At 73.6% G+C, this 25799-nt stretch carries 20 protein-coding genes, 1 tRNA gene and 1 pseudogene; 4 read left to right on the top strand and 18 right to left on the bottom strand.

All coding sequences use genetic code 11. The features are described from left to right. Positions 1 to 26: 26 nt before the first annotated feature. From thrC to ACFVGO_RS05615, 5 genes are all read right to left on the bottom strand, one after another. Positions 27 to 1127 carry a threonine synthase gene (thrC, locus tag ACFVGO_RS05635; protein WP_049655889.1) on the bottom strand — a complete coding sequence of 367 codons (1101 nt, stop codon included), beginning with the start codon at positions 1125 to 1127 and terminating at the stop codon, positions 27 to 29. 10 nt (positions 1128 to 1137) lie between these two features. Next, positions 1138 to 2430 (bottom strand): homoserine dehydrogenase, encoded by a 1293-nt coding sequence (locus ACFVGO_RS05630; RefSeq protein WP_359899981.1) that lies wholly within the window; start codon positions 2428 to 2430, stop codon positions 1138 to 1140. Positions 2431 to 2568: 138 nt separating this feature from the next. Further along, complete coding sequence (lysA, locus tag ACFVGO_RS05625) at positions 2569 to 3960, bottom strand: diaminopimelate decarboxylase (protein ID WP_359899983.1); 1392 nt, start codon at positions 3958 to 3960, stop codon at positions 2569 to 2571. An 89-nt stretch (positions 3961 to 4049) separates the two neighbouring features. After that, positions 4050 to 5711 (bottom strand): arginine--tRNA ligase, encoded by a 1662-nt coding sequence (gene argS / locus ACFVGO_RS05620; RefSeq protein ID WP_359899985.1) that lies wholly within the window; start codon positions 5709 to 5711, stop codon positions 4050 to 4052. Positions 5712 to 5794: 83 nt separating this feature from the next. Beyond that, positions 5795 to 6286, bottom strand: coding sequence for a response regulator (locus ACFVGO_RS05615; protein WP_359900026.1), 492 nt, complete (start codon positions 6284 to 6286; stop codon positions 5795 to 5797). A 179-nt stretch (positions 6287 to 6465) separates the two neighbouring features. Between ACFVGO_RS05615 and ACFVGO_RS05610 the strand changes: the two genes are divergently transcribed. After that, positions 6466 to 6537, top strand: a tRNA-Arg gene (locus tag ACFVGO_RS05610). Between the two features lie 134 nt (positions 6538 to 6671). Here the strand turns inward: ACFVGO_RS05610 and ACFVGO_RS05605 are convergent. From ACFVGO_RS05605 to ACFVGO_RS05590, 4 genes are all read right to left on the bottom strand, one after another. After that, positions 6672 to 7649: a trypsin-like serine peptidase gene (locus ACFVGO_RS05605; RefSeq protein WP_380630921.1), complete on the bottom strand. Its 978-nt coding sequence runs from the start codon at positions 7647 to 7649 to the stop codon at positions 6672 to 6674. 130 nt (positions 7650 to 7779) lie between these two features. Further along, a complete protein-coding gene (locus tag ACFVGO_RS05600; RefSeq protein WP_380630920.1) occupies positions 7780 to 8730 on the bottom strand; it encodes a carbohydrate kinase family protein in 951 nt (316 codons plus the stop codon). An 81-nt stretch (positions 8731 to 8811) separates the two neighbouring features. Next, positions 8812 to 10452 (bottom strand): MFS transporter, encoded by a 1641-nt coding sequence (locus ACFVGO_RS05595; RefSeq protein ID WP_380630919.1) that lies wholly within the window; start codon positions 10450 to 10452, stop codon positions 8812 to 8814. Between the two features lie 222 nt (positions 10453 to 10674). Further along, positions 10675 to 12399 (bottom strand): DUF885 domain-containing protein, encoded by a 1725-nt coding sequence (locus ACFVGO_RS05590; protein WP_380630918.1) that lies wholly within the window; start codon positions 12397 to 12399, stop codon positions 10675 to 10677. Positions 12400 to 12518: 119 nt separating this feature from the next. Here ACFVGO_RS05590 and ACFVGO_RS05585 point away from each other — a divergent pair, with 119 nt between their 5' ends. Further along, entirely contained in the window at positions 12519 to 13274 is a 756-nt protein-coding gene (locus ACFVGO_RS05585; protein WP_359899995.1) for a TetR/AcrR family transcriptional regulator, read from the top strand. 65 nt (positions 13275 to 13339) lie between these two features. On the opposite strand, the gene ACFVGO_RS05580 is transcribed toward ACFVGO_RS05585, so the two are convergent. From ACFVGO_RS05580 to ACFVGO_RS05545, 8 genes are all read right to left on the bottom strand, one after another. Further along, positions 13340 to 14191: a fumarylacetoacetate hydrolase family protein gene (locus ACFVGO_RS05580; RefSeq protein ID WP_380630917.1), complete on the bottom strand. Its 852-nt coding sequence runs from the start codon at positions 14189 to 14191 to the stop codon at positions 13340 to 13342. A gap of 283 nt (positions 14192 to 14474) precedes the next feature. Further along, a complete protein-coding gene (locus tag ACFVGO_RS05575) occupies positions 14475 to 15683 on the bottom strand; it encodes a serine/threonine-protein kinase (protein ID WP_359899999.1) in 1209 nt (402 codons plus the stop codon). A gap of 104 nt (positions 15684 to 15787) precedes the next feature. Further along, positions 15788 to 16777, bottom strand: coding sequence for an ABC transporter substrate-binding protein (locus ACFVGO_RS05570; protein WP_359900001.1), 990 nt, complete (start codon positions 16775 to 16777; stop codon positions 15788 to 15790). Positions 16778 to 16824: 47 nt separating this feature from the next. Further along, positions 16825 to 17577 carry an amino acid ABC transporter ATP-binding protein gene (locus ACFVGO_RS05565; protein WP_359900028.1) on the bottom strand — a complete coding sequence of 251 codons (753 nt, stop codon included), beginning with the start codon at positions 17575 to 17577 and terminating at the stop codon, positions 16825 to 16827. Between the two features lie 53 nt (positions 17578 to 17630). Continuing rightward, complete coding sequence (locus ACFVGO_RS05560; RefSeq protein ID WP_380630916.1) at positions 17631 to 18638, bottom strand: amino acid ABC transporter permease; 1008 nt, start codon at positions 18636 to 18638, stop codon at positions 17631 to 17633. 25 nt (positions 18639 to 18663) lie between these two features. Further along, the gene (locus tag ACFVGO_RS05555) at positions 18664 to 19608 is read right to left on the bottom strand and encodes an ABC transporter substrate-binding protein (RefSeq protein ID WP_359900004.1); all 945 of its coding nucleotides are present in this window, start codon (positions 19606 to 19608) and stop codon (positions 18664 to 18666) included. A gap of 11 nt (positions 19609 to 19619) precedes the next feature. Then, positions 19620 to 20129 (bottom strand): GNAT family N-acetyltransferase, encoded by a 510-nt coding sequence (locus ACFVGO_RS05550; RefSeq protein ID WP_380630915.1) that lies wholly within the window; start codon positions 20127 to 20129, stop codon positions 19620 to 19622. After that, positions 20126 to 21304, bottom strand: a complete 1179-nt coding sequence (locus ACFVGO_RS05545) for an LLM class flavin-dependent oxidoreductase (protein ID WP_380348644.1) — start codon at positions 21302 to 21304, stop codon at positions 20126 to 20128. Before ACFVGO_RS05545 ends, ACFVGO_RS05550 begins: the two co-directional genes overlap by 4 nt. A gap of 674 nt (positions 21305 to 21978) precedes the next feature. On the opposite strand from ACFVGO_RS05545, the gene ACFVGO_RS05540 reads away from it, so the two are divergent. After that, positions 21979 to 22929 carry an amino acid ABC transporter permease gene (locus ACFVGO_RS05540; RefSeq protein ID WP_359900010.1) on the top strand — a complete coding sequence of 317 codons (951 nt, stop codon included), beginning with the start codon at positions 21979 to 21981 and terminating at the stop codon, positions 22927 to 22929. Next, positions 22926 to 24851: an FAD/NAD(P)-binding protein gene (locus ACFVGO_RS05535; protein ID WP_380348642.1), complete on the top strand. Its 1926-nt coding sequence runs from the start codon at positions 22926 to 22928 to the stop codon at positions 24849 to 24851. Before ACFVGO_RS05540 ends, ACFVGO_RS05535 begins: the two co-directional genes overlap by 4 nt. A gap of 18 nt (positions 24852 to 24869) precedes the next feature. Here the strand turns inward: ACFVGO_RS05535 and ACFVGO_RS05530 are convergent. Beyond that, positions 24870 to 25799: pseudogene (locus ACFVGO_RS05530) on the bottom strand (hypothetical protein); the annotation flags it as partial.

Raw genomic sequence — 25799 nt, 5'->3', positions numbered from 1 at the left:
TCGGCCCGTCGACGTGCCGGCGCCCGTTACCGGTCGAGCAGTCCGAGGCTGCGGGCGGCCGCCTCCGGGTCGATCGGGACGATCTGCGGCTGCGGCGCGCCGGCCACCGCCCAGTCCGGGTCCTTCAGGCCGTTGCCGGTCACGGTGCAGACGATCCGCTGGCCCGGGTCGACCAGGCCGGCCTCCGCCTTGGCCAGCAGACCGGCCACCGAGGCGGCCGAGGCCGGCTCCACGAAGACGCCCTCCTGCGAGGCCAACAGCCGGTAGGCGGACAGGATCTGACGGTCCGTCACCTTGTCGATGAGGCCGCCGGACTCGTCCCGCGCGGCGAGCGCGAAGTCCCAGGAGGCCGGGTTGCCGATCCGGATCGCGGTGGCGATGGTCTGCGGCTTGAGCACCGGCGCGCCGTCCACGATCGGGGCCGAGCCGGAGGCCTGGAAGCCCCACATCCGCGGGGTGCGGGTGGCGAGGCCGTCCGCGGCGTACTCGCGGTAGCCCTTCCAGTACGCGGTGATGTTGCCCGCGTTGCCGACCGGCAGGACGTGGATGTCCGGGGCGTCGCCGAGCATGTCGACGATCTCGAAGGCCGCGGTCTTCTGGCCCTCGATCCGCACCGGGTTGACCGAGTTGACCAGCGCCACCGGGTACTTCTCGGACAGTTCGCGCGCGAGGGTGAGGCAGTCGTCGAAGTTCCCGTCGACCTGCAGGATCCTGGCGCCGTGCACCAGCGCCTGGCCCATCTTCCCGAGGGCGATCTTGCCCTGCGGGACGAGCACCGCGGAGACCATCCCGGCCCGCACCGCGTACGCGGCGGCGGAGGCCGAGGTGTTGCCGGTGGACGCGCAGATGACCGCCTGCGCGCCCTCCTCCTTGGCCTTGGAGATGGCCATCGTCATCCCGCGGTCCTTGAAGGAACCGGTCGGGTTGGCGCCCTCGACCTTGAGGTAGACCTCGCAGCCCGTGCGCTCGGAGAGCACCTGGGCGGGGACCAGGGGCGTGCCGCCCTCCAGCAGGGTGACCACCGGGGTGGCCGCGGTGACCGGCAGGCGGTCCCGGTACTCCTCGATCAGGCCGCGCCACTGGTGGGTGTGCGCGCCTCGGACGACGTTCTCGGCAACGGCGTTCATGGCTGGTTCCTTATTCCCCTTCGACCCTCATGATGCTGGCCACGTCCCGCACGCTGTCCAGCGCGCGGAGCTTGTCGACCGTCGCCGACAGCGCGGCGTCGGTGGCACGGTGGGTGACCACGACGAGCGAGGCGTCGCCGTCGCGGCCCTGCTGGCGCACGGTGTCGATGGAGACGCCGTGCTCGGCGAAGACGGACGCGACCTGCGCGAGCACGCCCGCGCGGTCGTCCACGTCCAGGCTGACGTGGTAGCGGGTGACGACCTCGTCCATCGGCTTGGCCGGCAGCCGGGTGTACACCGAGTCACCGGGACCGGTGGCGCCGGCCAGCTTGTTGCGGCAGACCGCGACCAGGTCGCCGAGCACCGCGGACGCGGTCGGCGAACCGCCCGCGCCCGGGCCGTAGAACATCAGCCGGCCGGCCGCCTCGGCCTCGACGAACACCGCGTTGTACGCCTCGCGGACGGAGGCCAGCGGGTGCGACAGCGGGATCATCGCCGGGTGGACGCGCGCGGTGACGGACTCGCCGTCCGCGGCCCGCTCGCAGATCGCGAGCAGCTTGACCACGCAGCCCATCTCCTTGGCGGAGGCGATGTCGGCCGCGGTCACCTCGGTGATGCCCTCGCGGTAGACGTCCGCCGCGGTGACCTTGGTGTGGAAGGCGATGCCGGCCAGGATCGCGGCCTTGGCGGCGGCGTCGAAGCCCTCGACGTCGGCCGTCGGGTCGGCCTCGGCGTAGCCCAGCGCGGTGGCCTCCTCCAGTGCCTCCGAGTAACCGGCGCCGGTGGTGTCCATCTTGTCGAGGATGAAGTTGGTGGTGCCGTTGACGATGCCCAGCACCCGGTTGACCTTGTCGCCCGCGAGGGACTCGCGCAGCGGACGCAGCAGCGGGATCGCGCCCGCCACCGCGGCCTCGTAGTACAGGTCCACCCCGGCCCCGGCGGCCGCGGCGTGCAGCTCGGTGCCGTCCTTGGCGAGCAGCGCCTTGTTGGCGCTGACCACCGAGGCGCCCTGCCCGAAGGCGGACAGGATCAGCGATTTGGACGGCTCGATGCCGCCCACCACCTCGACCACCACGTCGATGTCGCCCCGGTTGACCAGGGCCTCGGCGTCGGTGGTGATCAGGTGCTCGGGGACGCCCGGGCGGGTCCGCCCGGCGCGGCGGACCGCGATCCCGGCCAGCTCGACCGGAGCACCGATGCGAGCGGCGAGGTCGTCGGCCGTCGTCGTCATGATGCGCGCCACCTCGGAGCCCACCACACCACAACCCAGCAACGCCACCTTCAGCGGGCGCGTACGCATCATCCGACTCCGCTCTGCATTCATCAGCTTCGGTAATTTCCGGCGGGTTTTCCTGGACCGCCGGGAACTTCGGTCCGTACCAGTCTCCGGGACTTTCCGTACGGATCTACGGTCGTTCCATGATCTGAGACAAGGATTTCGTCATCCGATATCCAGACGCAGGAGATCCTCCTCCGTCTCGCGCCGGACGATCACCCGCGCCGCACCGTCCTTGACGGCGAGCACGGGGGGCTTGAGGGCGTGGTTGTAATTGCTCGCCATCGAACGGCAGTAGGCGCCGGTGGCGGGCACCGCGATCAGGTCGCCGGCGGCCAGGTCGGCCGGCAGGAAGGCGTCCCGGACGACGATGTCGCCGGACTCGCAGTGCTTGCCGACCACCCGCACCAGCATCGGCTCGGCGTCGCTGGTGCGCGACACCAGGGCCACCGAGTACTCGGCGTCGTACAGCGCGGTGCGGATGTTGTCGGACATCCCGCCGTCCACGCTGACGTAGGTGCGCAGGCCCTCCAGCGGCTTGACGGTGCCGACCTCGTACAGCGTGAACGCCGTCGGGCCCACGATCGCCCGGCCCGGCTCCACGCTCAGCCGGGGGGTGTCCAGGTTCGCGGCGGCGCACTCGCGGCGGACGATGTCGGCCAGCGCGGCCGCGATCTCGGCCGGCTCGCGCGGGTCGTCCTCGCTGGTGTACGCGATGCCGAGGCCGCCGCCGAGGTCGATCTCGGGCAGCTCGACGCCGTGCTCGTCGCGGATCCCGGCCAGCAGGCCGACCACCCGGCGGGCGGCCACCTCGAAGCCGGCCATGTCGAAGATCTGCGAGCCGATGTGCGAGTGGATGCCGCGCAGTTCCAGGCTGTCGTGGCCGAGCACCCGGCGCACCGCCTCGGCGGCCGCGCCCCCGGTGAGGGACAGGCCGAACTTCTGGTCCTCGTGCGCGGTGGCGATGAACTCGTGGGTGTGCGCCTCGACGCCGACGGTGATCCGGATCAGCACCTGCTGGCGCACGCCCCGGCGGGCGGCGATCGCGGCCAGGCGCTCGATCTCGTCGTAGGAGTCGACCACGATGTGCCCGACGCCGGTCCTCACCGCGTGTTCGAGCTCGTCCGCCGACTTGTTGTTGCCGTGCAGCGCGATCCGCCGCGGCGGCATCCCGGCGGCCAGCGCGACCGCCAGCTCGCCCGCGCTGCACACGTCGAGGTTGAGGCCCTCCTCGTGCAGCCAGCGCACGACGGCCTTGGAGAGGAACGCCTTGCCGGCGTAGTAGACGTCCGCCTCGGTGCCGAAGGCGTCCCGCCAGGCGCGCGCCCGGGAGCGGAAGTCCTCCTCGTCCAGCACGTAGGCGGGGGTGCCGAACTCGGCCGCCAGCCGCTTGACGTCGACGCCGCCGACGGTGGCCACGCCCTCGGCGTCGCGGGCGACGGTGCGCGACCAGACCTTGGGGTCGAGCGCGTTCAGGTCGGCGGGCGGGGCCTGGTAGTGGCCCTCGGGCAGGACGTCGCCGTGGCGGGGGCCTGCCGGGTGTGCGGAGCGGCTCATCTTCGTAGATCCTTCGAGACCTATGGCGAGGGGCGGCGACGGTCCCCGTTGACCGTCAGCCGCCCCCGCTGTGCGCTTGGGGGTGGTGCCTACATCCGCTCGGGCGCCGTCACGCCCAGGAGCGTGAGGCCGTTGGCGAGCACGGTGCGCGTCGCCTCGACCAGCCAGAGGCGGGCGCGGTGCGTGTCGTTGAGCTCCTCGTCGCCCTTGGGCAGGAACATGCAGTTCTCGTACAGGCGGTGGTATTTGCCCGCGAGCTTCTCCAGGTACACGGCGACCCGGTGCGGCTCGCGCAGCTCGCCGGCCGTGGCCAGCACCCGCGGGAACTCCGCGAGGTGGCCGAGCACGTCGGACTCCCACTCGGTGGCGAGCAGCTCGGGCTTGAACTGCTCGACCGTGCCCTTGTCCACGCCCAGCTCGGCGGCCTTGCGCGCCACGCCGCACATCCGGGTGTGCGCGTACTGGACGTAGAAGACCGGGTTCTCGTTGGTCTGGCTGGTCAGCAGGTTGATGTCCAGCGTGATCGTCGAGTCCGTGGAGGAGCGCGCCAGGGTGTAGCGGGCGGCGTCCACGCCGATCCACTCGACCACGTCGTCGATCGTGATGATGTTGCCGGCCCGCTTGGACATGCGGACCTCTTCGCCGTCGCGAAGCATCTTCACGAACTGGCCGATCTTCACCTCGATGTTGCGGTTCATGTCGTCGCCCGCGCAGGCCGAGATGGCCTTGAGGCGGTTGACGTACCCGTGGTGGTCGGCGCCCAGCATGTAGAGCGCGACCTCGGCGCCGCGGTCCCGCTTGGACAGGTAGTACGCGGCGTCGGCGGCGAAGTAGGTCTTGTCGCCGTCGGCCTTGATCAGGACGCGGTCCTTGTCGTCACCGAAGTCGGTGGTGCGCAGGAAGACCGCGCCGTCCTGCTCGAAGACGTGGCCCTGCTCGCGCAGCCGGTCGATGGCCTTCTCGACCGCGCCGGAGTCGTGCAGCGTCTTCTCCGAGAACCACACGTCGAAGTGGGTGCCGAACTCGTCCATCGAGCGCTGGATCTCGGACACCATGAGCTTGAGGCCCTCGGTGCGGAAGACCTGCAGCTGCTCGTCCTCGGGCAGGTCGAGCACGCCCGGGACCGCGTCGGTGAGCGCCTTGGCGATGTCGACGATGTACTCGCCGACGTACCCGCCCTCGGGCACCTCGCGGCCGTTCGCGGCGGCCTGCAGCGAGGCGGCGAACTTGGTGATCTGCACACCGGCGTCGTTGAGGTAGTACTCGGTGGTGACGTCGGCGCCGGAGGCCCGCAGCACGCGCGCCAGCGAGTCGCCGACGGCGGCCCAGCGGACGCCGCCGATGTGGATCGGGCCGGTCGGGTTGGCGGAGACGAACTCCAGGTTGATCTTCAGGCCGCCGAGGGCGTCGTTGCGGCCGTAGGCCTCGCCCGCCTCGACGATGGTGCGCGCCAGCGCACCGGCGGTGGCGGTGTCCAGGGTGATGTTCAGGAAGCCCGGACCGGCGATGTCGACCTTGGCGACGCCGGTGATCCCTCGCAGTCGCTCGACCAGCAGCTCGGCAATGGCTCGCGGCGGCTTGCCGGCCGCCTTGGCGAGCTGGAGGGCCACGTTCGTCGCGTAGTCGCCGTGGTCCCGGTTCTTGGGCCGGTCGACCGTCACGTGCTCGGGCACGGCGACGGCCAGCTCGCCCGCCTCGACGGCGGAGCTCACTGCGGCCTGGATTGCCTGGGAAAGGTCTGCGGGGGTCACGACGCCAAGCGTAGGCGAGACGGGGTGCCCGCCCGCCACTCGGTTTACCGGTTGAGACGCCGGAGTGCCGTCGTTACGGGGTCTCAGCCGCGCTCGGTGCGCTCTGTTCGCTCAGGGCGAACTGCGGCGGCGGCTTCACCGGCCCTGTCGCCGGCCTGCTCGCCGTCCTCTGCGCCGCCCTGCTCGCCGAGCGGCCCGCCGGGGTGCCCGGTGAGCCGCATCAGGCGTCGCACCAGGGCCACCAGGTCGGCCGGATCGAAGGGCTTGCCGAGGTAGCCGTCCACCCCGACCGTCTCCCCCAGGTCGAGGTCCGCCGGGGTGCAGGCGCTCACGATCGCGATCGGCAGCCGGCTGGTGTCCGGGGTGGCGCGCAGCCGGGCCGCCGTCCGCAGGCCGTCCAGCCGCGGCATCACCACGTCCAGCGTCACCACGTCCGGCTGCACCCGGCGGATGACCTCCAGGCACTCGGCGCCGTCGGCGGCGGTCACCACCTCGAAGCCTTCGAGCTCCAGGTTGACCCTGATCAGCTGGCGGATCACCTCGCTGTCGTCCACCACGAGGACCCGCCCGGACACTCCCGACACCTCACCGAGGGTATCGGCGGCCCCGCCGCCCCGTCCGGCCTTTGGGCACTTCCGCTCCCCCGCCCGCCGGGGCCGCCGCGACGATCTTCGGGGAAACCCGTGCACGGGCCGCGTCCGAAGCCTGGTAGTGTTCTCCACGTCGGAAGCGCGAGCGACCGACAGGCCAACAGGCCCCCGTAGCTCAGGGGATAGAGCACCGCCCTCCGGAGGCGGGTGCGTAGGTTCGAATCCTACCGGGGGCACTCACGCAGTGATTGCGAGAGTGTAACCAGGGCCCAGATCAGTGGAGTTGATCCACGATCTGGGCCTTTGTCGTGTTCCAGGCCGGGCCGGGCCGGGCCGGACCGGGCCCGGCGCGGAACCGGGCCCGACGGGCTCAGGAGGCGGCCGCCTCCGCCCGGGCGTACAGGTCCGCGATGGTGTGGTCGAAGTAGGCGCTGTAGGAGACGTCGTCGGTGTCGCCGCCCTGCTGGTAGCCGCCGATCGCGCCGATCACGTCACCGGTGGCGGTGTTGATCCAGGGGCCGCCGCTGGTGCCGGACGGATAGGCCGGGCAGTGCACCACCCGCTGGTAGGCGCTCTGCTGCCCGGTGGCGTTGGTGCACAGCAGGGGCGTCTCGGAGTCGGCGGGGTAGCCGTAGAGCCGGACGGTGGCGTCGAACGGCTCGTCGGCGCCCAGCCGGTTGCCGCCGACCACGTCCTCGACGTTGCGGCCGTTGCTGGGGGCCGTCTCCAGGATCGCGAAGTCCTCGTCCGCGTCGCCCTTCTGGGCCCAGCCGGCGGTGGTGTGGATCGCGGTCACCTGCCAGGTGCCGTACGGGGCGGAGCCGTCGCGGTAGCCGGGGGCGAAGGTGACGCCGTCGGTGCTGCTGAGGCAGTGCGCGGCGGTCAGCAGCAGGTTGGCGGTGGCGCTGTGCAGCACGCTGGCGGTGCAGAAGTGGTTGCCGGCCGCCAACGCGCCGCCGAACAGCGCGCCGACGGTCCCGGCTTCACGGTCGCCGGCCGGGGCCGGGCCGGTGGTGCCGAGGGCGACGTCGGAGGCGGCGGGAGCGGCGGAGGTGGCGGCCGCGGTGGAGGGGTCGACCGGCGGCGGGGCGGCGGTCGGGGTCGCGGGCGCGGGCGTGGAGGACGCGGGGGCCGCGACCTGGGTGGCCGCCGCCGGATCGGTGGCCGGGGCGGGCACGGTGGCGGCACGGGTGCTGCGGGCCGCCTTCCCGGCGGCCGTCGCGTCCGACAGGTCCAGCCCGTGCGTCCCGCTCAGCAGGGCGGCGACCGCCACCGCGGACAGCACGGTGAACAGGGACGGGGCCAGGAGTCTGCGGCGGCGCGACCTCTGGCGGCTGTGCTTGCCCATGCCTGTTTCTCCTGCCGGGGCGATCGGGGGCGGCGTTCGGTCAACGACTATGCCGCCTCAGCCTGGTAGGGGCGTGACCGGCTCCTTGGAGCTCGATGAGAAACCCGCCACCCGGCCGCACCCCCCGGCGTCACGGGCCGGCGAGCACCGCATCCAGTTCGGCGGCTCCGACGAAGGCGGTGTGCGTCCCGGCGGCGGTGCAGGCGAAGGCCCCGGCCACCGTACCGGCCCGGGCGCAGTCCAGCGGCGAACGGCCCTGGAACCAGGCGTACAGGAAGCCCGACACGAAGGCGTCCCCGGCGCCGTTGCTGTCCACCACCGGGCGGCCCGGGTCGACGGCCGGCAGGTGGCGGGGCGCGGGGTCGTCCCGGGTGAGCAGGTGGCAGCCCCCGGCACCGGCGGTGGCGACGACCACCCGCGCGCGCCCCTCGGCGAGGATCGCGCGCATCACCTCCTCGTGCCGGCCGGGGCAGCCGGCCGCGGAGAGGAAGACCAGGTCGGAGCCGAGCGCGTACGCGCGGCGGTACGGGTCGACGCCGTCCCAGTCGTGCAGGTCGGTGGAGGTGGTGCGGCCGAGGCGGTGGAGGTCGCCGTACATGTCCCGGTTGACGCCGGTGATGGACAGGTGGACGTGCCGGCTGCGCTCGGCGTACGGCAGGTAGAGGTCGCGCGGCAGCCGCAGGTCGGCGGGGTGGCGGGCGTCGAAGAAGGAGAACCGGCGGCCGGCCGCGTCCACCAGGTTGACCCCGCGCGGGGTGCCGTGCGGGCTCACCAGGTGCGCGAAGTGCAGGCCGTGGCGCGCGTAGTGGGCGCGGATCAGGTCGCCCTGGGCGTCGTCGCCGAGGAAGTCGATGAACGCGGTGCGCAGGCCGAGGTGGTGGGCGCCGAGGGCGACGCCGTTGCCGGTGTGGCCGACGTAGTCCCGCACCGGTTCGACGAGCTGCGAGTCGCCGGGCGGGATCTCCAGCCGCTCGACCCGGACGATGGTGTCCACGCCGGCGCCGCCGACGACGAGCAGGTCGAACTCGGGCTGCGCGGCTCCGGGCGGCACGTTCTCGGGCGGCACGTTCTCGGACAGCACGGCGGCGCCTCCTTGATCCCTGGACGGTGGCCAGGAGTCAAGCAGGCGCCGGAGGTTGACTGCAAGACCTTGCTGCAAATTTCAATCGATCGACGGCCGCTCCGCTCCGGTCTCCGCCCCGGCCTCCGTCCGCCCCTCGCCCGCGGGGCGGACGTTGGCCCTGACATCGGCCGCGGCCGCCGCCCGCAGGCCCGTCGGACGACCGTCCCCGGCCGGTACGGCCGCAGCCGGCGCCTCCGCCCCGGAGGCGCCGCCCTCGACGGCGGTGGCCTCACCGGGCGCCGGCCGGTGGTTGATCATCAGCACCGCGACCAGCGCGGCCGCCAGCAGGACGCCCATCGCCACCCAGGTCGCGACCACGTAGCCGTGCACCGCGCCCTCGGCCCGCACCGCCGGGTCGGAGGCGATCCGGGTGGCCAGGAAGCTCGCGGTGGCACTCGCCGCGATCGTGTTCAGCAGCGCCGTGCCGACCGAGCCGCCCACCTGCTGGGCCGAGTTGATGGTGGCCGAGGCCGCGCCGGTCTCGTTCGGGGCGACCCCGAGGGTGGCCAGGCTCATCGCCGGCATGAACACCAGGCCCATGCCGAAGCCGAGCAGCAGCTCGGCGGGCAGCACCATGCCGGCCCACGCGCTGTCCACCCGCATCTGGGTCAGCCAGGCCATCCCGGCCGCGGCGAGCAGCAGCCCCGGGCCGATCAGGTTCCGGGACGGCACCCTGGTCATCAACCGGGCCGCGACGCCCGTCGAACTCAGCACGATGGCGGCCGTCATGGGCAGGAAGGACAGGCCGGACATGATCGGCGAGAAGTGCTTGATGGCCTGCAGGTAGTAGGTCAGGAACAGGAACAGGCCGAACATGCCGACCATCGCCAGGCCCACCGAGAGCGCGCCGCCACCGCGGTTGCGGTCGGCGACGATGTGCAGCGGCAGCAGCGGGTGCGCGGTGCGCCGTTCGACCAGCACGAAGGCCGCGAGCAGCGCCACGCCCAGGACCAGCGAGCCGATCACCAGGCCGTCGCCCCAGCCCCGGCTCACGGCCTCGGAGGTGCCGTAGACGATCGCCAGCAGGCCGCCGCAGCCGAGCAGTGCCCCGGGCAGGTCCAGCGGCATCCGGCGGCCCTTCCCGACGTGGTCGCGCTTCAGCACGTTGAACGCCGCGAAGGCGGTGACGACGGCGATCGGCACGTTGACGAACAGGCACCAGCGCCAGTTCAGGTACTCGGTCAGCAGCCCGCCGGCGATGAAGCCGATCGCGGAGCCGCCGCCGGCGATCGCACCGAAGATGCCGAAGGCCGTACTGCGTTCCCGCGGATCGGAGAAGGTGGTGGAGAGCAGCCCCAGCGCGGAGGGCGCGAGCAGGGCGCCGAACGCCCCCTGGAGGGCACGGGCGCCGAAGAGCATGGCCGGCCCGACCGCCGCGCCGCCGAGGGCGGAGGCGAGGGCGAAGCCCAGCAGGCCGACGGTGAAGACGCGCTTGCGGCCGAAGAGGTCGCCCAGCCGGCCGCCGAGCAGCAGCAGACCGCCGAAGGCGAGCGTGTAGGCGGTGATCACCCACTGCCGGTCGGCGTCCGAGATGCCCAGGTCCCGCTGGGCGGACGGCAGTGCGATGTTCACGATGGTGATGTCGAGCACGATCATGAGCTGGGCGGTGGCGATGACGGCCAGCGCCCACCAGCGGCGGCGGTCCGCGTCCTCATGACCGGTGACGGTTTGCGCAGTCACTGATCGAGCCTTCCGGAGTGGGGCGGAGAGGTCACGCAGTCGCCTTCCAGCCAAACTCCGCTCCGGACGAATGGCAAGGAAAAACCTCACCAAATCGGACTCGGGGGACAAAAGAACCAGGCCCCCGGGACTCCGGACCGAGTCCCGGGGGCCTGGTTCCCGGCCCCGCGGCCACCGCCGGCGCCGCGCCGTGCCCGACGCGCGCCCGACGGCGCACGGCCGTCAGAGCGCCGAGAGCTCCTCGACCAGGTCGTCCAGGCCCAGCGAGCCCTGCGAGAGCGCCGCCATGTGCCAGGCCTTGAGGTCGAACTCCTCGCCGCGCGCCTCGTGCGCCGCCTTCGCCGCCGCCCGTCCGCGCAGCCAGGCGCGCTCGCCGAGCTTGTAGCCGATCGCCTGGCCGGGCAGGCCCAGGTAGCGGACCAGCTCGCTGTCCAGGAACTCGGCGGACAGGCCGCAGTACAGGCCGAAGAACTCCCGGGCGTCCTCCGGGGCGACCGGCTCGCCCGGCTTGTACGGGGAGTCCGCCGGGAAGTCCAGGCCCACGTGCATGCCGATGTCGACGATGACCCGCAGCGCGCGCATCATCTGCGCGTTGAGGTAGCCCAGGCGGTGGCCCGGGTCGGTGAGGTAGCCGAGCTCGTCCATCAGGCGCTCGGCGTACAGCGCCCAGCCCTCCAGGTTGGCGCTCACCCCGCCGAGGCTCACCTGGTAGGTGGAGAGCCGGTCGGCGACGTAGTTCCACTGCGCGAGCTGGAGGTGGTGGCCCGGCACGCCCTCGTGGTACCAGGTGGAGACCAGGTCCCAGACCGGGAAGCGGTCCCGGCCGACCAGCGGCAGCCAGGTCCGCCCGGGGCGGCTGAAGTCCAGCGAGGGCGCGGTGTAGTACGGCGCGGCGGCGCTGCCGGCCGGGGCGATCCTCGACTCGACCCGGGTGACCGGCTCGGCCAGGTCGAAGTGGGTGCCCTGGAGGTCCCGGACGGCCTGGTCCATCAGGCCCTGGAGGTACTCCCGGGTGGTCTCGGCGCCCTCGATGGCCGGGCCGTCGGTCTCCAGCCACTGCATCGCCGCCAGCGGGCCCGCGCCCGGCAGGACCTTCTCGGCCTCGACCTCCATCTGCGCCAGCAGGTCGTGGAACTCGCTCCACGCCCAGGCGTAGGCCTCGTCCAGGTCCAGGTCGGCACCGGTCCAGTAGCGCACCCAGCGGACGTAGCGCTCCCGGCCCGCGGTGTCCGGAGCGCCGGCCGCGGCCGGACCGTACACGTCGCGCAGCCAGTCGCGCAGCTCGGCCAGCGCCTCGGCGGCGGCCACCGCGTGCTTCGACAGCTCGGGCCGCAGGGCCTCCGGCGCCCCCTGGACGAACTGGCCGAACCAGGCACCGGGCACCCGCTCGTCGGCCGGCGTGTCCTCGCCCAGCCACTCGGCGAACTGCCCGAGCACCGTGGTCACCTGGCGCGGGCCGGACAGCAGGCCGCGCTCGACGCCCTCGGCCAGCGTCCGCCGGTACTGCTCGAACGCCACCGGGATCCTCGCCATGCGGCGGCCGACCACCTGCCACTCGGCCTCGGTGTCGGTCCCCATCAGGGTGAAGGACTCCCGCAGGTCGTGCACCGGGGAGCCCAGGTTGCGCAGCGAGCGGAAGCTCTCCCCGGCCTCGTGGACGGCGAGTTCGGCGGACAGCCGCTCGCGCAGCAGCCGGGCGCAGCGGCGCTCGGCCTCGTCCTCGGCCGCGCCGGCCCGCTCGGCCTCGTCGAGCTTCGCCAGGGTGCGGCGGGCGAGGTCGGCCAGGGCCTCGGGGCCGGCCGGGGAGAGGTCGGGCAGCCGGTCGTCATCGAGGTTGAGGCCGAGGTACACCGCGGTCAGCGGGTCGAGCTCGGCCAGTTCGCGGACGTGGTCGTCGGCGATTCGGCGAGGGGTGGCGCCGTCGGCGGTGATCAGTTCTTCACGCATTCCGACATCATTTCGTGGCGCGGCCGCATTGCAACCCCTTTGCGAGTGGGGTTCGCCTGCGAAAATCCGTTCGGCGCGACAGGATCGGATCGGCCCGGCGCCCATTACGCTTGGCCGCCATGGAAGCCAGCCCCACCTCGGCAGGTCAGGCGCCCGTCCCGGCCGCGTCCGAGCCGCGTCCGCGCCGCACCGGCTACCGACGGCTGCCGGTCCAGCAGCGGCGCGAGCAGCTGATCTCGGTCGCCCTGGAGCTGTTCGCCTCCCGGCCGCCCGAGGAGGTGAGCCTCGACGACGTCGCCGAGGCCGCCGAGGCCTCCCGCCCACTGGTGTACCGCTACTTCGCGGGCGGCAAGCAGCAGTTGTACGAGGCCGCGCTGCGCACTGCGGCGGACGAGCTGACCAGCCGCTTCGCGGTGCCGGTGCGCGGGACGCCGTCCGAGCAGCTGTCGTCGGTGCTGGACGGCTACTTCGCCTTCGTGGCCGAGCACGACGCGGGCTACTCGGCGCTGCTGCGCGGCGGTTCGGTGGTGGAGACGGCCCGCACCTCGGCGATCGTGGACGACGTCCGGCGGGCGGCGCTGCGGCGCACGCTGCGGCACCTGGGCGTGCGGGAGGCCGGGCCGCGGCTCACGCTGCTGGTGCGCTCGTGGATCGCGGTGGTCGAGGGCGCGTCGCTGAGCTGGCTGGACGAGGGGCGCGCACTGCCGGTGACGGAGCTGCGCGACTGGCTGGTGGACCAGTTCACCGCGATGGCCGCGGCGACGGCGCTGCACGACCCGCAGACGGCCGAGGTGCTGGCGGGGGTGCTCGCGCTGGAGGGGCCGCGGCCGCAGCGGGCGGAGCGGCTGCGGGCGGTCCTGGGCGGCGCTTCGTAGCGCGCGGTTCCGGGTCGCGGCGGCCCTCCCGACCCCCGTGCCAAGGGTCGGGGCGGCCTCGGCCGTTACGCCTTGCCGAGCACCTGGCGCTGGCGGCCGAGCCCGTCGATCTCGATCTCGACCACGTCGCCCGGGGCGAGGAACGGCGTGCCGGGCCGGCCCAGGGTGACCCCGGCCGGGGTGCCGGTGATGATCACGTCGCCGGGCTCCAGCACCATGAACCGGCTCGCGTAGCGGACCAGTTCGAGCACCGGGAAGACCATCTCCGCGGTGCTGCCGTGCTGCCGCTGCTCGCCGTTGACCCAGAGCCGCAGGGTCAGCGCCTGCGGGTCGGCCACCTCGTCGGCGGTGACCAGCCAGGGCCCGAGCGGGGTGAAGGTCTCCGCCGACTTGCCCTTGTCCCACTGGCCGCCGCGCTCGAACTGGAAGGCCCGCTCGGTGACGTCGTTGGCGATCGTGTAGCCGGCGATCACCCCGGCCGCCTCGGCGTGCGAGTCCAGGTAGCGGGCGGTGCGGCCGATCACGACGGCCAGTTCGGCCTCGTAGTCGGTCTTCTCGCCGCCGCGCGGCACCAGCACCTCGTCGTACGGGCCGATCACGGTGGAGCTCGGCTTGAGGAAGATCACCGGCTCGGCCGGGATCGCGGCCCCGGCCTCGGCCGCGTGGTCGCGGTAGTTGAGCCCGATGCCGACCACCTTGCCCGGCCGGGCCACCGGTGCGCCCACCCGCAGGCCGTCGAGGTCCACCACCGGCAGGAGGCCGGAGGCCGCCTCCCGGGCCAGCGCGGCCGGGTCCAGCCCGGCCAGGAAGGCCCCGTCGAGGTCGCGGGCCCGCCCCGAGAGGTCGTACGCGGTGCCGTCCTCGCCCAGGACGACCGGGCGCTCGGCGCCCGCGGGTCCGACGCGCAGGAGCTTCATCGATCCGTCACCAGCCTTTCGTCGCAGCTCACCGGGGCGGCGCGGACGCCGCTCCCGTGTCCGGCAACGAGGTATACCAACGCGTCCGGGTCGCGGACCAGACCGTCCCGATGGGCGAAATCCTCCCGGTTCCCGCCCGGGCCGCGGCCCGGGCTCGGCGGCCCGCACGGTTGACATCCGGCGGGCGTCCGGCCCACGGGCCGACAGTGCGGGTCGGCGGAGCGGGTCGACGGAGCGGGCCGACAGTGCGGGCCGGCGGTGACTCCGGGCCGCGCGGAACGCCTCAGTCGCCCGGCGCGCCGCCGAGCAGCGCCCCCAGGCTCAGCGCCCGCGGCCGGCCCGGGCCGAGCCGGGCGGCCTCCCGCTGCCAGTGCGCGAGGTCGCGCCGCGCGTCCGCCCGGGCCTCCGGGGTGGCGCCGGGCACCTGGGCCAGCTCGTCCAGCAGGGCGACGGCGGCGCCCGGGCTGCCGTCCCGGGCCAGCCAGAGGGCCAGGTCGTGGCAGGTGCGCAGGGTGCGCGGGTCGTCCGGTCCGCAGATCCGGGCAAAGTCGGGCACGAGCGCGGTGAGGATCTCGACCGCCTCCGCCGACTCGCCGGCCTCGCCGTGCCGCCAGGCCCGGTCGGCCCGCCGGCGCAGCTGCTCCGGGCTGGGGTCGTCCGGGCGCAGCATCCCGGGCCGGACGACGCGCAGCCGCTCCAGCACCTCGGCGGCCCCGGCGGGCCGCTGCTCGGGCCGCTTGGCGAGCAGTTCGGCGATCAGCGCGCCCAGCGCGGGGTCCTTGCTGCGGACCCGGGACGGGACCTCCTCCAGGTGCCGGTACATGTACTCGGCGGCCGAGGCGGCGCGGAACGGGCGCGCGCCGGTGCAGACCTCGTACAGCATGATGCCGAGCGCGTAGAGGTCGGCCCGGCCGTCCACCACGCCGCCGGACCAGCACTCGGGCGCCAGGTACGGGACGGTGCCGACCACGTTGCCGGTGGAGGTGAGCCGGACGGTCTGGGTGACCAGTCGGGCGATGCCGAAGTCCAGGACCTTGGCCCGCTCCCCGTCCTGCGCGATCATCACGTTCTCGGGCTTGATGTCCCGGTGGACGATCCCCGAGCGGTGCGCGGCGTCCAGTGCCTTGCACACGTGCCGTATCCAGCGCAGCGCCTGCTTGTGGTCCGGCCGGCCGTCCTTGAGCACCTCGGACAGCGCCCGGCCGCGGACCAGCTCCATCACCAGGTACGGGATCTTCCCGGAGCCGGTCTCCGTCCACCCGTAGTCGTACACGGTCACGATGTGCGGATTGTTGAGGCCGCCGGCCGTCCGGGCCTCGCGGACGAACCGGCTGACCGCCTCCCGGTCGGTGGCGTGCTCGGCGAGCAGCACCTTGACCGCGACCTCCCGGTCGATGGTCGTGTCGGTGGCCCGCCAGACCACGCCGAACCCGCCCCTGCCCAGCTTCTGCTCCAGCCGGAAGCGACCGCCGAGCACCTCGCCCTTCTCCATGCCCTCCCCCAACTCGACCGCGCCCGCCCGGCATTCGCCGTCGGGAGGGGGTCACCATAGCGGCGGGCGGGAACGAACGGGTGAACGTCCCCGGGTGGGCCCTCCTACGGCTTGGGCCTGGGCAGCCCGGGCGGGTTGATCTCCGAGTTCGGCACGGCCTCGTTGTCCAGGCCCCAGCGCTTGAGCACCTGCCCGTACGTGCCGTTGCGGATCAGTTCGTCGATCGCCCCGTTCAGCGCCTTGACCAGCCCGTTGTCCTTCCGGGTGGTCGCCGCGATCTTGCCGAGGACGTCCGCGCCGCCGCCCGAGTAGGTGCCGACGACCTCGGTCTCGCCGGTCTGCACGGCGTGGAAGGCCAGGCTGGGGTTGGGGCCGGTGTAGACCTCGATCCGGCCGGAGGCGAGCGCCAGGTAGTACTCGGTGCCCTGGAAGTACTTGATGTCGATCGGCTTGAGCCCGTTCCTGACGTTCTCCTCGCTCCAGGAGACCAGCAGCTTCTCCTGGTTGGTGCCGGTGGCGACGCCGACCGCCTTGCCCGCGAGGTCCTTGGGGCCGGTGACCTTCAGGCCGCCGCCCTTCTTCGCCTCGAAGCCCAGGACGTCCAGCCGGTAGGTGGCGAAGTCGTACTTCTCCTTGCGCGCCTCGGTGACGGTGATGTTGGAGACGCCGACGTCGTACTTGCCGCTGTCCAGACCGACGAAGATGTTCTCCCAGGAGACCGGGTTGAACTCGACCCTGAGGCCCAGCACGTTGCCGATCAGGGAGGCGAGGTCCGGCTCGACGCCGATGATCGTCCGGTCGTCGTTGGCGTAGAAGTCCAGCGGCGGGGTGGTGCCGATCGAGTCGACGACGGTCAGCGTCCCCTTCTTCCTGATCTCCTCCGGGACCAGCGCGGCGATCGCGTCGACTTTGGGCGTGGTGACCCGGTTCTGGTCCGGCGAGAGGTTCACCACCGTGCCGTCCGGCGCGGTGCTGCCCCTGGCCGGGGCGAGTTCCGCCGACGCGCCCGTGGCGGAGCCGCCGCAGCCGGCCAGGGCGAGGGCGGCGGCGAGCGCGCCGGCGGCGGTCACGAGGGCGCGACGGGGTAGGGACATGGCGGAACTCCTGCTCGGTGAAGGGGGGTTGTTCGGGGAAGGGAGGGTCAGAGGACCTTGGCCAGGAAGGCCCGGGTGCGCTCGTGCCGCGGCCGGTCCAGGACCTCGGCGGGCGGGCCCTGCTCGACCACCACGCCGCCGTCCATGAAGACCACGGTGTCGGCGACCTCGCGGGCGAAGCCGATCTCGTGGGTGACCACGATCATCGTGGTGCCGCTGCGGGCGAGGTCCTTGATGACGTCCAGCACCTCGCCGACCAGCTCCGGGTCGAGCGCCGAGGTGGGCTCGTCGAACAGCAGCACCTTGGGCTCCAGCGCCAGCGCCCGGGCGATCGCCACCCGCTGCTGCTGCCCGCCGGACAGCTGCCGGGGGTAGGCGGCGGCCTTGTCGGCCAGCCCGACCCGCTCCAGCAGCGCCAGCGCCGCCGCCCTGGCCCCGGCCTTCGGGCGGCGCAGCGCGGCGACCGGCGCCTCGACGAGGTTCTCCAGCACGGTGAGGTGCGGGAACAGGTTGAAGTTCTGGAACACGAAGCCGATGCCGGTGCGCTGGCGCAGCACCTCGCGCTCCTTGAGCTCGTACAGCCGGTCGCCGGAGCGGCGGTAGCCGATCAGCTCGCCGTCGATGGCGACGTGGCCGCGGTCCAGCTTCTCCAGGTGGTTGATCGCCCGCAGCAGGGTGGACTTGCCGGAACCGGACGGGCCGAGCACCACGGTCACCGAGCCGGCCGGGACGTCCAGGTCGACCCCGCGCAGCACCTCCAGCCGGCCGAAGCTCTTGTGCAGGCCGCGGACCCGCACCATCGGGGCGGCCGGGGCCGGGCCGGGAGGGTTCGGATCGGGCTTCGTCAGCGTGGTCACGACTGTCCTCCGGGGGTACGGGCGGCGGCGGGCCGGGTGCGGTCCGGCAGGCTCCGGGCGAAGGCCCGGACGCGCTGCCACGGGGTGGGCGGCGGGGTGCGCTCGGCGCCGCGGGCGAAGTGGCGCTCGACGTAGTACTGGCCGATCGAGAGGGCGGTGGTCAGCAGCACGTACCAGACGGTGGCGACCATCAGCAGCGGCACCACCCGGCCGGTGCGGCCGTAGACCACCTGGGCCTGGTAGAAGAGTTCGCCGATCGCCATCACGTAGACCACCGAGGTGCCCTTGAGCAGGGAGATCACCTCGTTGGCGGCGGCCGGGAGGATGCCGCGCATCGCCTGCGGCAGCACGATCCGCCAGCCCTGCCGCCAGCGCGGGATGCCGAGCGCGGCGGCGGCCTCCCGCTGGCCGGCGTCCACCGCGATGATGCCGCCGCGGATGATCTCGGCGGCGAACGCGGCCTGGTGCAGTCCCAGGCCGAGCACCGCCGCACCGAGCGCGCTGAGCACCCCGACCGTCTCGACCTCGCCGAAGGTCGGGCCGAACGGGATGCCGATCCCGAACCGCTTGTACAGGTAGGAGAGGTTGAACCAGAACACCAGCTGGACGATCAGCGGGATCGAGCGGAACACCCACACGTAGGCCCAGGCGATGGAGCGCAGGATCGCGCTGCGGGACAGCCGCATCGCGGCCACCGCGGTGCCCAGCACGAAGCCCAGCACCGTGCCGTAGGCGGTGAGTTCGAGGGTCCGTCCGATCGCCCGGAGGATGGTGTCGGCGGTGAAGTAGAGCCGGAACGTGGCCCAGTCCCAGCCGGGGTTGGTGGCCAGGCCGTGGGCGAACTGGGCGAGCACGACCAGCGCGGCGATCCCGGCGGCCCAGCGCCAGGGGTGGCGGGCGGGCACGGTCCGCAGGCCGGCCAGTGCGTCGAGGTCGGGGGCGGCCGGGGCCGGGGCCGGCCTGGTCCCGGTGGTGACGGTGGTGACGGTGGTGGTGACGGTCATCGGAGGTCTCCTCGGTGGCCGGCGCTCAGGCGTGCTCGGGCGGGCTGATCCGCGATTCCTCGATCGCCGACTCGGCGACCCCCCACTTGCGCAGGATCCGCTCGTACGTCCCGTCCTTGATCAGCTGGTTGACCGCCGCCTGGAGGGCCGGGGCGAGCTTCGAGCCCTTCTTCAGGGCGAAGCCGACGTCGAGGCGGTGGAACTCGTTGAGGAAGCGGGTCCCGGAGGCCTCCTGCGCGGCCTGGTGGCGCAGGCCGTTGATGGTGGACATCTCGATGTCCACCCGGCCCTGCTGGAGGCTGGTCAGCAGGGCGCCGCTCTCGCCGAACGCCTTCACCTCGTACGGCTTCTTCCCGGCGTCGGCGCAGACGTTCTTCCGGCTGTTGAGGGTGGTCTCGAAGGTGGTGCCGGCGCCGGTGCCGATGGTCAGTCCGCACAGCTGGACCAGGTCGGTGACCGGCTGGACCGCGGTGTTGTCCTTCTTCACCGCGAACCCCTGGCCGTCGTCGATGTAGGTGACGAAGTCGATGGTCCTCAGCCGGGCCGCGGTGACCCCGAAGTTGCCGGTGCCGACGTCGTACTTCCCGCTGTCCAGGGCGGGCAGGATGGTCTCGAAGGCGGCCTGCTCGCGCTGCACGGTCAGGCCCAGCAGCCTGGCCACCGCGTCGGTGAAGTCCACGTCGATCCCGGCCGGCTTCCTGTCGGCCTGGTCGGTGTAGAAGGCGCTGGGCGGCGCGCCGAAGGCCGAGCCGAACTTCAGCGTGCCGGCCCTGCGGACCTCCTCGGGCAGCAGCGCGGCGGCGGACTCCGAGGTCCTGAGGCCGGAGACGAGGTCCTCGGTGGCGGTGGCGGCCGGACCGCCCGCCGCCGCGCCCGCGATCTTCGGGTCCGAGCCGCAGGCGGCCAGGGCCAGGACCGGCAGCAGGACGGCGGTCGCGAGCAGGCGGCGGCGGACGGTGGTGGTTCTCACGAGGGGCCCTTTCAGGAGGTCGTGGTCAGAACGGGCAGGTGCTTCTCGAAGGGGAGCGGCCCGATGGTCAGGGGGTCGGCGGAGACGTCGAACAGCGGGGTGTAGCCGGCCGCCAGGTAGAGGTTCCTGGCCTCGGGCTGGCGCGGGCCGGTGGTGAGGTGGAAGCGGGTGTAGCCGGCCGCGGCCGCCGTCCGCTCCAGCTCGGCCAGCACCCGGCGGGCCAGGCCCCGGCGCCGGTGCGCGGAGTGCGTCCACATCCGCTTCACCTCGGCGGTGCGGTCGTCGTAGCGCTTGTACGCGCCGCCGGCCACCGGTTCGCCGTCCTCCAGCAGGAGCAGCAGCACGCCGTGCGGCTCGGCGAAGTCCCCGGCCGGGTAGCGGGTCATCTCCTGGTGCGCCTCGGGGCCGTACCGGGTGACGTACTCGTGGGTGAGCTCGCGCAGCAGCTGCTCGACCAGCGGATCGTCGATCGTGACCCTGCGGAACTCCCACCCGTCGGCCGGGCCCGCGCCCGCGCTCACGCCTGCACCGCGATCAGCTGGTGGCGGTCGCGCTCGGCCCGCTCGGCCTTGGCGGCCCTGGCGGCGTCCCGCTTGGCGACCTCCTCGCGGACGATCGGGATGACGTACCGGCCGAAGTCGATCGCGTCGTCCAGCAGGTGGTAGCCGCGCGCGGAGAGGATGTCCACGCCGAGGTCGTAGTAGTCGAGCAGCGCCTGGGCGACCGTCTCCGGGGTGCCGACCAGCGCGTTGGAGTTGCCCGCCCCGCCGGTGGCCGCGGCGGTAGGGGTCCACAGGGCGCGGTCGTAGCGCTCGCCGGCCTCGGCGATCTCGATCAGCCGCTGGGAGCCGACGTTCTCGGGTGCCGCGGTCCCGCGCGTCCCGGCCTCGCGCGTCCCGGTCGCCGGGTTCGTCCCCGCCCGGTCGGTGCCCCGACGGTCCCGGATCGCGGCCACCGTCCGGTGCGCCTTCTCCCAGGCCAGCTCCTCGGTCGGCGCGATGATCGGCCGGAACGCCACCTGGATCCGCGGCACGTCGGTGCGCCCGGCGGCCCGGGCCGCCTCCTTCACCCGCTCGATCTGCTCGGCGGTGCGGGCCAGCGGCTCGCCCCAGAGGCAGTAGACGTCCGCCTCGGCGCCGCCGGCCGCGTAGGCCGCGTCGGAGGAGCCGCCGAAGGAGACCCCCGGGCGCGGCTGCTGCACGGGGAAGACGTCCGAGACGAAGTCGTCGAAGCGGTAGTGCGGGCCCTCGTGGTCGAAGGGCTCCCGGCTGGTCCAGGCCTTCTTGACGATGCCGATGTACTCCCGGGTGCGCTCGTAGCGCTGGTCCTTGGTCAGGAAGTCGCCCTCGCGCTGCTGCTCGTGGTCGTTGCCGCCGGTGATGAAGTGCACGGTCAGCCGGCCGTCGCTGATCCGGTCGAGGGTCGCGAAGGTCTTGGCCGCGAAGGTCGGGTAGGAGACGTTCGGCCGGTGCGCCAGCAGGATCTGGAGGCGCTCCAGGTGCGAGGCGAGGAAGGCCGCCGCGGCCGACGGCTCCGGGGCGCCGGCCCCGTAGGCGAAGAGCACCCGGTCCCAGCCGTGGTCCTCGTGCGCCCGGGCCAGCCGCAGGGTGTAGTCGCGGTCGAAGGCGGCGGTGGTGCGGGCGGTGGTCTCCGAACCGTCGCCGGTGGCGGCGATACCGAGGAATTCGACGGGCATGGCGGAACCTTTCGGGTGGGCGGGACTCCGGTGGACTGCGGGTGGGCAGGGGGTGCCGCCCGGCCGGAGGCGGGGGCGCCGGAGGCGGCCGCGGCGGGGCGGCCGTCGAACACGTGACGGTGGACGTGACGGTGGAAACGGCGACGGGAGGGGACTGCCGGAGTGCGGGAGGACCGGAGTGCGGAGGGGCCGGAGCGCAGTGCGAAGTCGACGGCGGCAGCGAAGGCCTGACGCGTCGCCGGTCGCCGACGACGGATCCGGGCCGCGACGGGGCGAACCGAGGGAGGGCTCCCCGCCGGGAGATCAGGCCGGACGGACGGCCCGCTGCCGGGTCAGCCGCGACACGCCGCGGACCACACCCGACCGAAGTCGATGTGGTCGCGGCTGACCAGGGGCTGCTCGGCGTACATGGCCTCAAGTTGAGCAGTCGGCCGATCGGTACGTCAACCATCCATCATTGCCGCACTGTTGCGATCTCCTGTCGCTTTTCCGACGCGCCCCGGCCGGGCCGTCCGCCGTCCCGATCACCCTTGACAGCCGTCGATCGCGCATGCGTACGATCGGCGCGGAGTGCAGTGCAATGCGCCGGCCGTGTTGAGGGACACGGGCCGCGCCCGCGTACGTGACCACCGCCGTACATCTCCCCGCCCGCACTCCGCCCAGGAGCCGCCGCCATGGCCACCCCGCAGGACGTCCTGCCCGCCCCCTCACTCGACCGCCCCGACGCGCCGCCCGCCGCCGAGGCCCGGATCGTCGCCCGCCGCAAGCCCGGCCAGTGGGCCGCCGCCGCCGTCGCCCTGCTGCTGGCCGCGATGGCGGTCAACTCGGTGATCCGCAACAAGGCCTTCCAGTGGAGCGTGGTCGCCGACTGGTTCACCGCCCGGTCCGTGCTCGACGGACTCGCCCTGACCCTCTGGCTGACGGCCGTCACCCTCGCCCTCGGCTTCGTGCTCGGCACCCTCCTCGCCACCATGCGGCTGTCCGCCAACCCGGTGCTGCGCACGCTGAGCTGGGTCTACATCTGGGTGTTCCGCTCCACCCCGCCGCTGGTGCAGCTGCTGTTCTTCTTCAACATCGGCGCGCTCTACCCCACCCTCGGCCTCGGCGTCCCGTTCGGCCCCGAGTTCGTCACGGTCAGGACCGTCAACCTGATGGGCCCCACCCTGACCGCCGTCATCGGCCTCACCCTGCTGGAGACCGCGTACGCCGCCGAGGTGATCCGCGGCGGCATCCTGTCCGTCGACCGCGGCCAGCTGGAGGCGGCGTCCGCGCTCGGGCTCGGCCGGTGGCGGGTGCTGCGCCGGATCGTGGTGCCGCAGGCGATGCGGGCGATCGTGCCGACCGCCGGGAACATGCTGATCGGCGCGCTCAAGGGCACCAGCATCGTCAGCGTGCTGGCCGTCTCCGACCTGCTCTACTCGGTGCAGCTGGTCTACCTCCAGTCGTACCGGGTCATCCCGATGCTGATGGTCGCCACCATCTGGTACCTGGTGGTCACCACCCTGCTGTCCGTCGGCCAGTACTACGTGGAACGGCACTTCGCCCGGGGCGCCACCCGCGACGGCCTGCCGCCCACCCCGCTGCAGCGGGCCCGCGCGGCCTTCGTGAAGGTGGTGCGGGCATGACGGCGCTGGTCATCGTCGGCGCCGGCCCGCGCGGCACCGGGCTGCTGGAGCGGATCGCCGCCAACGCGGCCGAACTCCTGCCCGAAGAGCGCCCGTTGGCGATCCACCTGGTCGACCCGTACCCGCCGGGCGCGGGCCGGATCTGGCGCCACGACCAGTCCCCGCTGCTACGGATGAACTCCATGGCCGAGGACGTCACCATGTTCACCGACGAGCGCTCCACCCTCGAAGGGCCGGTCCGCCCCGGCCCCTCGCTCGCCGAATGGGCCGCGCGGCAGGAGGAGTTCGCGCCCTACCGGGAGGTCGCCGACCCGGCCGTCCGGGCCGAGCTGCGCACCCTGGCGCCCGGGGACTTCCCCACCCGCCGGGCCCAGAGCGCCTACCTGGACTGGGTGTTCCGCCGCGCCGTCGCCGAACTGCCGGCGCACATCGCGGTCACCGTCCACCGCGACACCGTCCGGCGGATCGAGGGCCCGGCCGACGGCCCGCAGAGCGTCCACCTCACCGACCGGACGCTCACCGCCGACCACGTCGTGCTCACCCTCGGCCACCTCGACTCGGCCCCGCACCCGCGCTTCGCCGCCGACGCCGCCTTCGCCGCCCGGCACGGCCGTTTCCACCTCCCGCCCGCCCACTCCGCCGACGTGACCGCCGAACTGGCCGCCCTCGCCCCCGGCGAGCAGGTGGTGCTGCGCGGCCTCGGCCTCGCCTCGGTGGACCTGGTCACGCTGCTCACCGAGGGCCGCGGCGGCCGCTTCGAGCCGATCGGGGACGGGCCCGCGCTGCGCTACCTGCCGTCCGGCCGCGAGCCGGTGCTCCACCTCGGCTCCCGGCGCGGCGTCCCGTACCACTCCAAGACCGGCTACCGGCTCCAGGGGCCGCCCGCCCCGCTCCCCCGGTACTTCGACGAGGCCGCCGTGAACACCGTGCTCGCCACCGGCGGACAGCTCGAACTGCGGCGCGACTTCTGGCCGTTGATGGCCAAGGAGATCGCCTTCGGGCACTACCACGAGCTGTTCCACGCCCACCCCGGGCGCACCGCCCTGCCCTGGCCGGAGTTCCTCCACCGCTACGACCGGCACCACTGGTACGGCCCCGAACTCGCCGCCCTGATCGCCGAGGCCGTCCCCGACCCGGCCGACCGGATCGACTTCGAACGGCTCGACCACCCGCTGGCCGGGCTCGAACTCGGCACCGACGAGGAGCTCCAGGCGCACCTGCGCGAGTACGTCACCGCCGACGCCGACCGCCGCGCCGACCCGGCGCACAGCGCCGACCTCGGCGCCTTCCTCGGCCTGCTCTCGCTGTTCGGCCAGCTCCCCCGGGTGATGGCGAGCGGCCGGCTCACCGCCCGGTCGATCGCCGAGGAGGTGGACGGGTGGTTCTTCGGCTACTTCAGCTTCCTCGCCTCCGGCCCGCCCGGCTTCCGGCTGCGCCAGCTGCTCGCCCTCTCCGAGGCCGGGGTGGTGCGCTTCCTCGGCGCGGACGTGCGGATCGAACGGGACGAGGCGAGCGGCACCTGGCGGGCCGGCGGCGCCACCGTGCCCGGCCACCGGGTCACCGCCACGGCGCTGGTCGAGGCGTACCTGCCCAAGCACGCGCTGGCCCGCACCCTGGATCCGGTGCTGCGCGACCTGCACCGCACCGGACGGATCGTCGAGGAGGTGGTCACCGACCCCGACTACACCCACCGCTCCGGCCTGGTCACCATCACCCCCGCGGACAGCCGGCTGCTCGACCCGGCCCTCGGCGGCGCCCCGCACCCCCGCCGCACCGCCCTCGGCCCGCACACCAGCCTGCGCGCGGCCGCCGCCTTCGCCCGCCCGCGCACCAACGCCCCGGGCTTCCGGCAGAACGACGCCGCCGCCCGCGCCCTGCTCCACGCCCTGGCCGCCCTCCCGGCGCCGGCCCTGGCGGGCTGAGCGCCGTGGCGACGGCGCTCAGGCCCCGAAGATCTCCTCCACCAGGTCCTCGTCCGAGACGTGGTCCGGTGCGTCGAACACCACGTCCGCGACGCCCTTCAGGCCGATCCCCCGGTCCAGCGCGTCCATGCAGGCCCGGGCCTCCTCGTCGGTGGCGAAGTCCCACAGGCGCAGCCGCCGCACCAGCACCAGCGCCTCCATCGGGCTCATCCGCGGCGTGCGGCGGCGCTGCCCCGGGCCCTTGCGGCCGGCCTGGGCCAGCTGCTGCTGGTAGCCGGCCAGGTCCCGCCAGGCCTGCACGGTGCTCGGGTGGTGCTCGCCCAGCACCCGGGCGAGGTCCGGCAGCAGCCCGTGCAGCTGGAGCACCGCGCCCTGCGGGTCGCCCCGGTTGGCCCGGTGCAGCGCGAGGTCGTGCCGGGCCTTCAGGACCCGCGGGTCGTACGGGCCCCAGGCGGCGTGCAGGTCGGGCAGCAGCTCGTTCATCAGCCGGATCGCGGTGACCGGCGCACCGCTCTCGCCGACGCACCAGACCAGGTGGTAGCGGGCGCCGAGGGTGTCCGGGTCGACCGGGCCGAGCGCCGCGCGCATGTCGTCCACCAGGGCGGTCAACAGCCGGACGGCGCCGTTCAGGTCCCCGGTCCGGCTGAGGTACCAGGCGAAGTCCCGCCAGGTGCACAGGGTGTCCCGGTCGCTCCGGCCGAGCACCGTCACGCACTCCTGGGCGAGCGTCTGCAGCAGCATCGCCGACTCGCCGGCCGTCGCCGCCCGGTAGGCGGCGGACCGGCGCTCGCGCAGTGCGGCCCGGACGGACTCGGCCGGCGGCGTGGCCGTCACCGGCGGCGTGGTCAGCGGGGGCAGCACCGACGGGACGGCGGGCGGCGCGGCGGGCCCGGGCGCGGGCGGCAGGGCGGGCGCGGGCAGCGCGGCGGGCGCGGGCGGCAGGGCGGG

Source organism: Kitasatospora sp. NPDC057738, assembly GCF_042798815.1.
Taxonomy (GTDB): Bacteria; Actinomycetota; Actinomycetes; order Streptomycetales; family Streptomycetaceae; genus Kitasatospora; species Kitasatospora lactacystinica.
This window is presented reverse-complemented; position numbering and strand designations above follow the sequence as displayed.

Bases quoted from the DNA above. Each gene is read 5' to 3' on its own strand.
- thrC (WP_049655889.1), bottom strand. From the start codon at position 1,127: ATGAACGCCGTTGCCGAGAACGTCGTCCGAGGCGCGCACACCCACCAG.
- ACFVGO_RS05630 (WP_359899981.1), bottom strand. From the start codon at position 2,430: ATGATGCGTACGCGCCCGCTGAAGGTGGCGTTGCTGGGTTGTGGTGTG.
- lysA (WP_359899983.1), bottom strand. From the start codon at position 3,960: ATGAGCCGCTCCGCACACCCGGCAGGCCCCCGCCACGGCGACGTCCTG.
- ACFVGO_RS05605 (WP_380630921.1), bottom strand. From the start codon at position 7,649: ATGGGCAAGCACAGCCGCCAGAGGTCGCGCCGCCGCAGACTCCTGGCC.
- ACFVGO_RS05590 (WP_380630918.1), bottom strand. From the start codon at position 12,399: ATGCGTGAAGAACTGATCACCGCCGACGGCGCCACCCCTCGCCGAATC.
- ACFVGO_RS05585 (WP_359899995.1), top strand. From the start codon at position 12,519: ATGGAAGCCAGCCCCACCTCGGCAGGTCAGGCGCCCGTCCCGGCCGCG.
- ACFVGO_RS05580 (WP_380630917.1), bottom strand. From the start codon at position 14,191: ATGAAGCTCCTGCGCGTCGGACCCGCGGGCGCCGAGCGCCCGGTCGTC.
- ACFVGO_RS05575 (WP_359899999.1), bottom strand. From the start codon at position 15,683: ATGGAGAAGGGCGAGGTGCTCGGCGGTCGCTTCCGGCTGGAGCAGAAG.
- ACFVGO_RS05570 (WP_359900001.1), bottom strand. From the start codon at position 16,777: ATGTCCCTACCCCGTCGCGCCCTCGTGACCGCCGCCGGCGCGCTCGCC.
- ACFVGO_RS05565 (WP_359900028.1), bottom strand. From the start codon at position 17,577: ATGGTGCGGGTCCGCGGCCTGCACAAGAGCTTCGGCCGGCTGGAGGTG.
- ACFVGO_RS05560 (WP_380630916.1), bottom strand. From the start codon at position 18,638: ATGACCGTCACCACCACCGTCACCACCGTCACCACCGGGACCAGGCCG.
- ACFVGO_RS05545 (WP_380348644.1), bottom strand. From the start codon at position 21,304: ATGCCCGTCGAATTCCTCGGTATCGCCGCCACCGGCGACGGTTCGGAG.
- ACFVGO_RS05540 (WP_359900010.1), top strand. From the start codon at position 21,979: ATGGCCACCCCGCAGGACGTCCTGCCCGCCCCCTCACTCGACCGCCCC.
- ACFVGO_RS05535 (WP_380348642.1), top strand. From the start codon at position 22,926: ATGACGGCGCTGGTCATCGTCGGCGCCGGCCCGCGCGGCACCGGGCTG.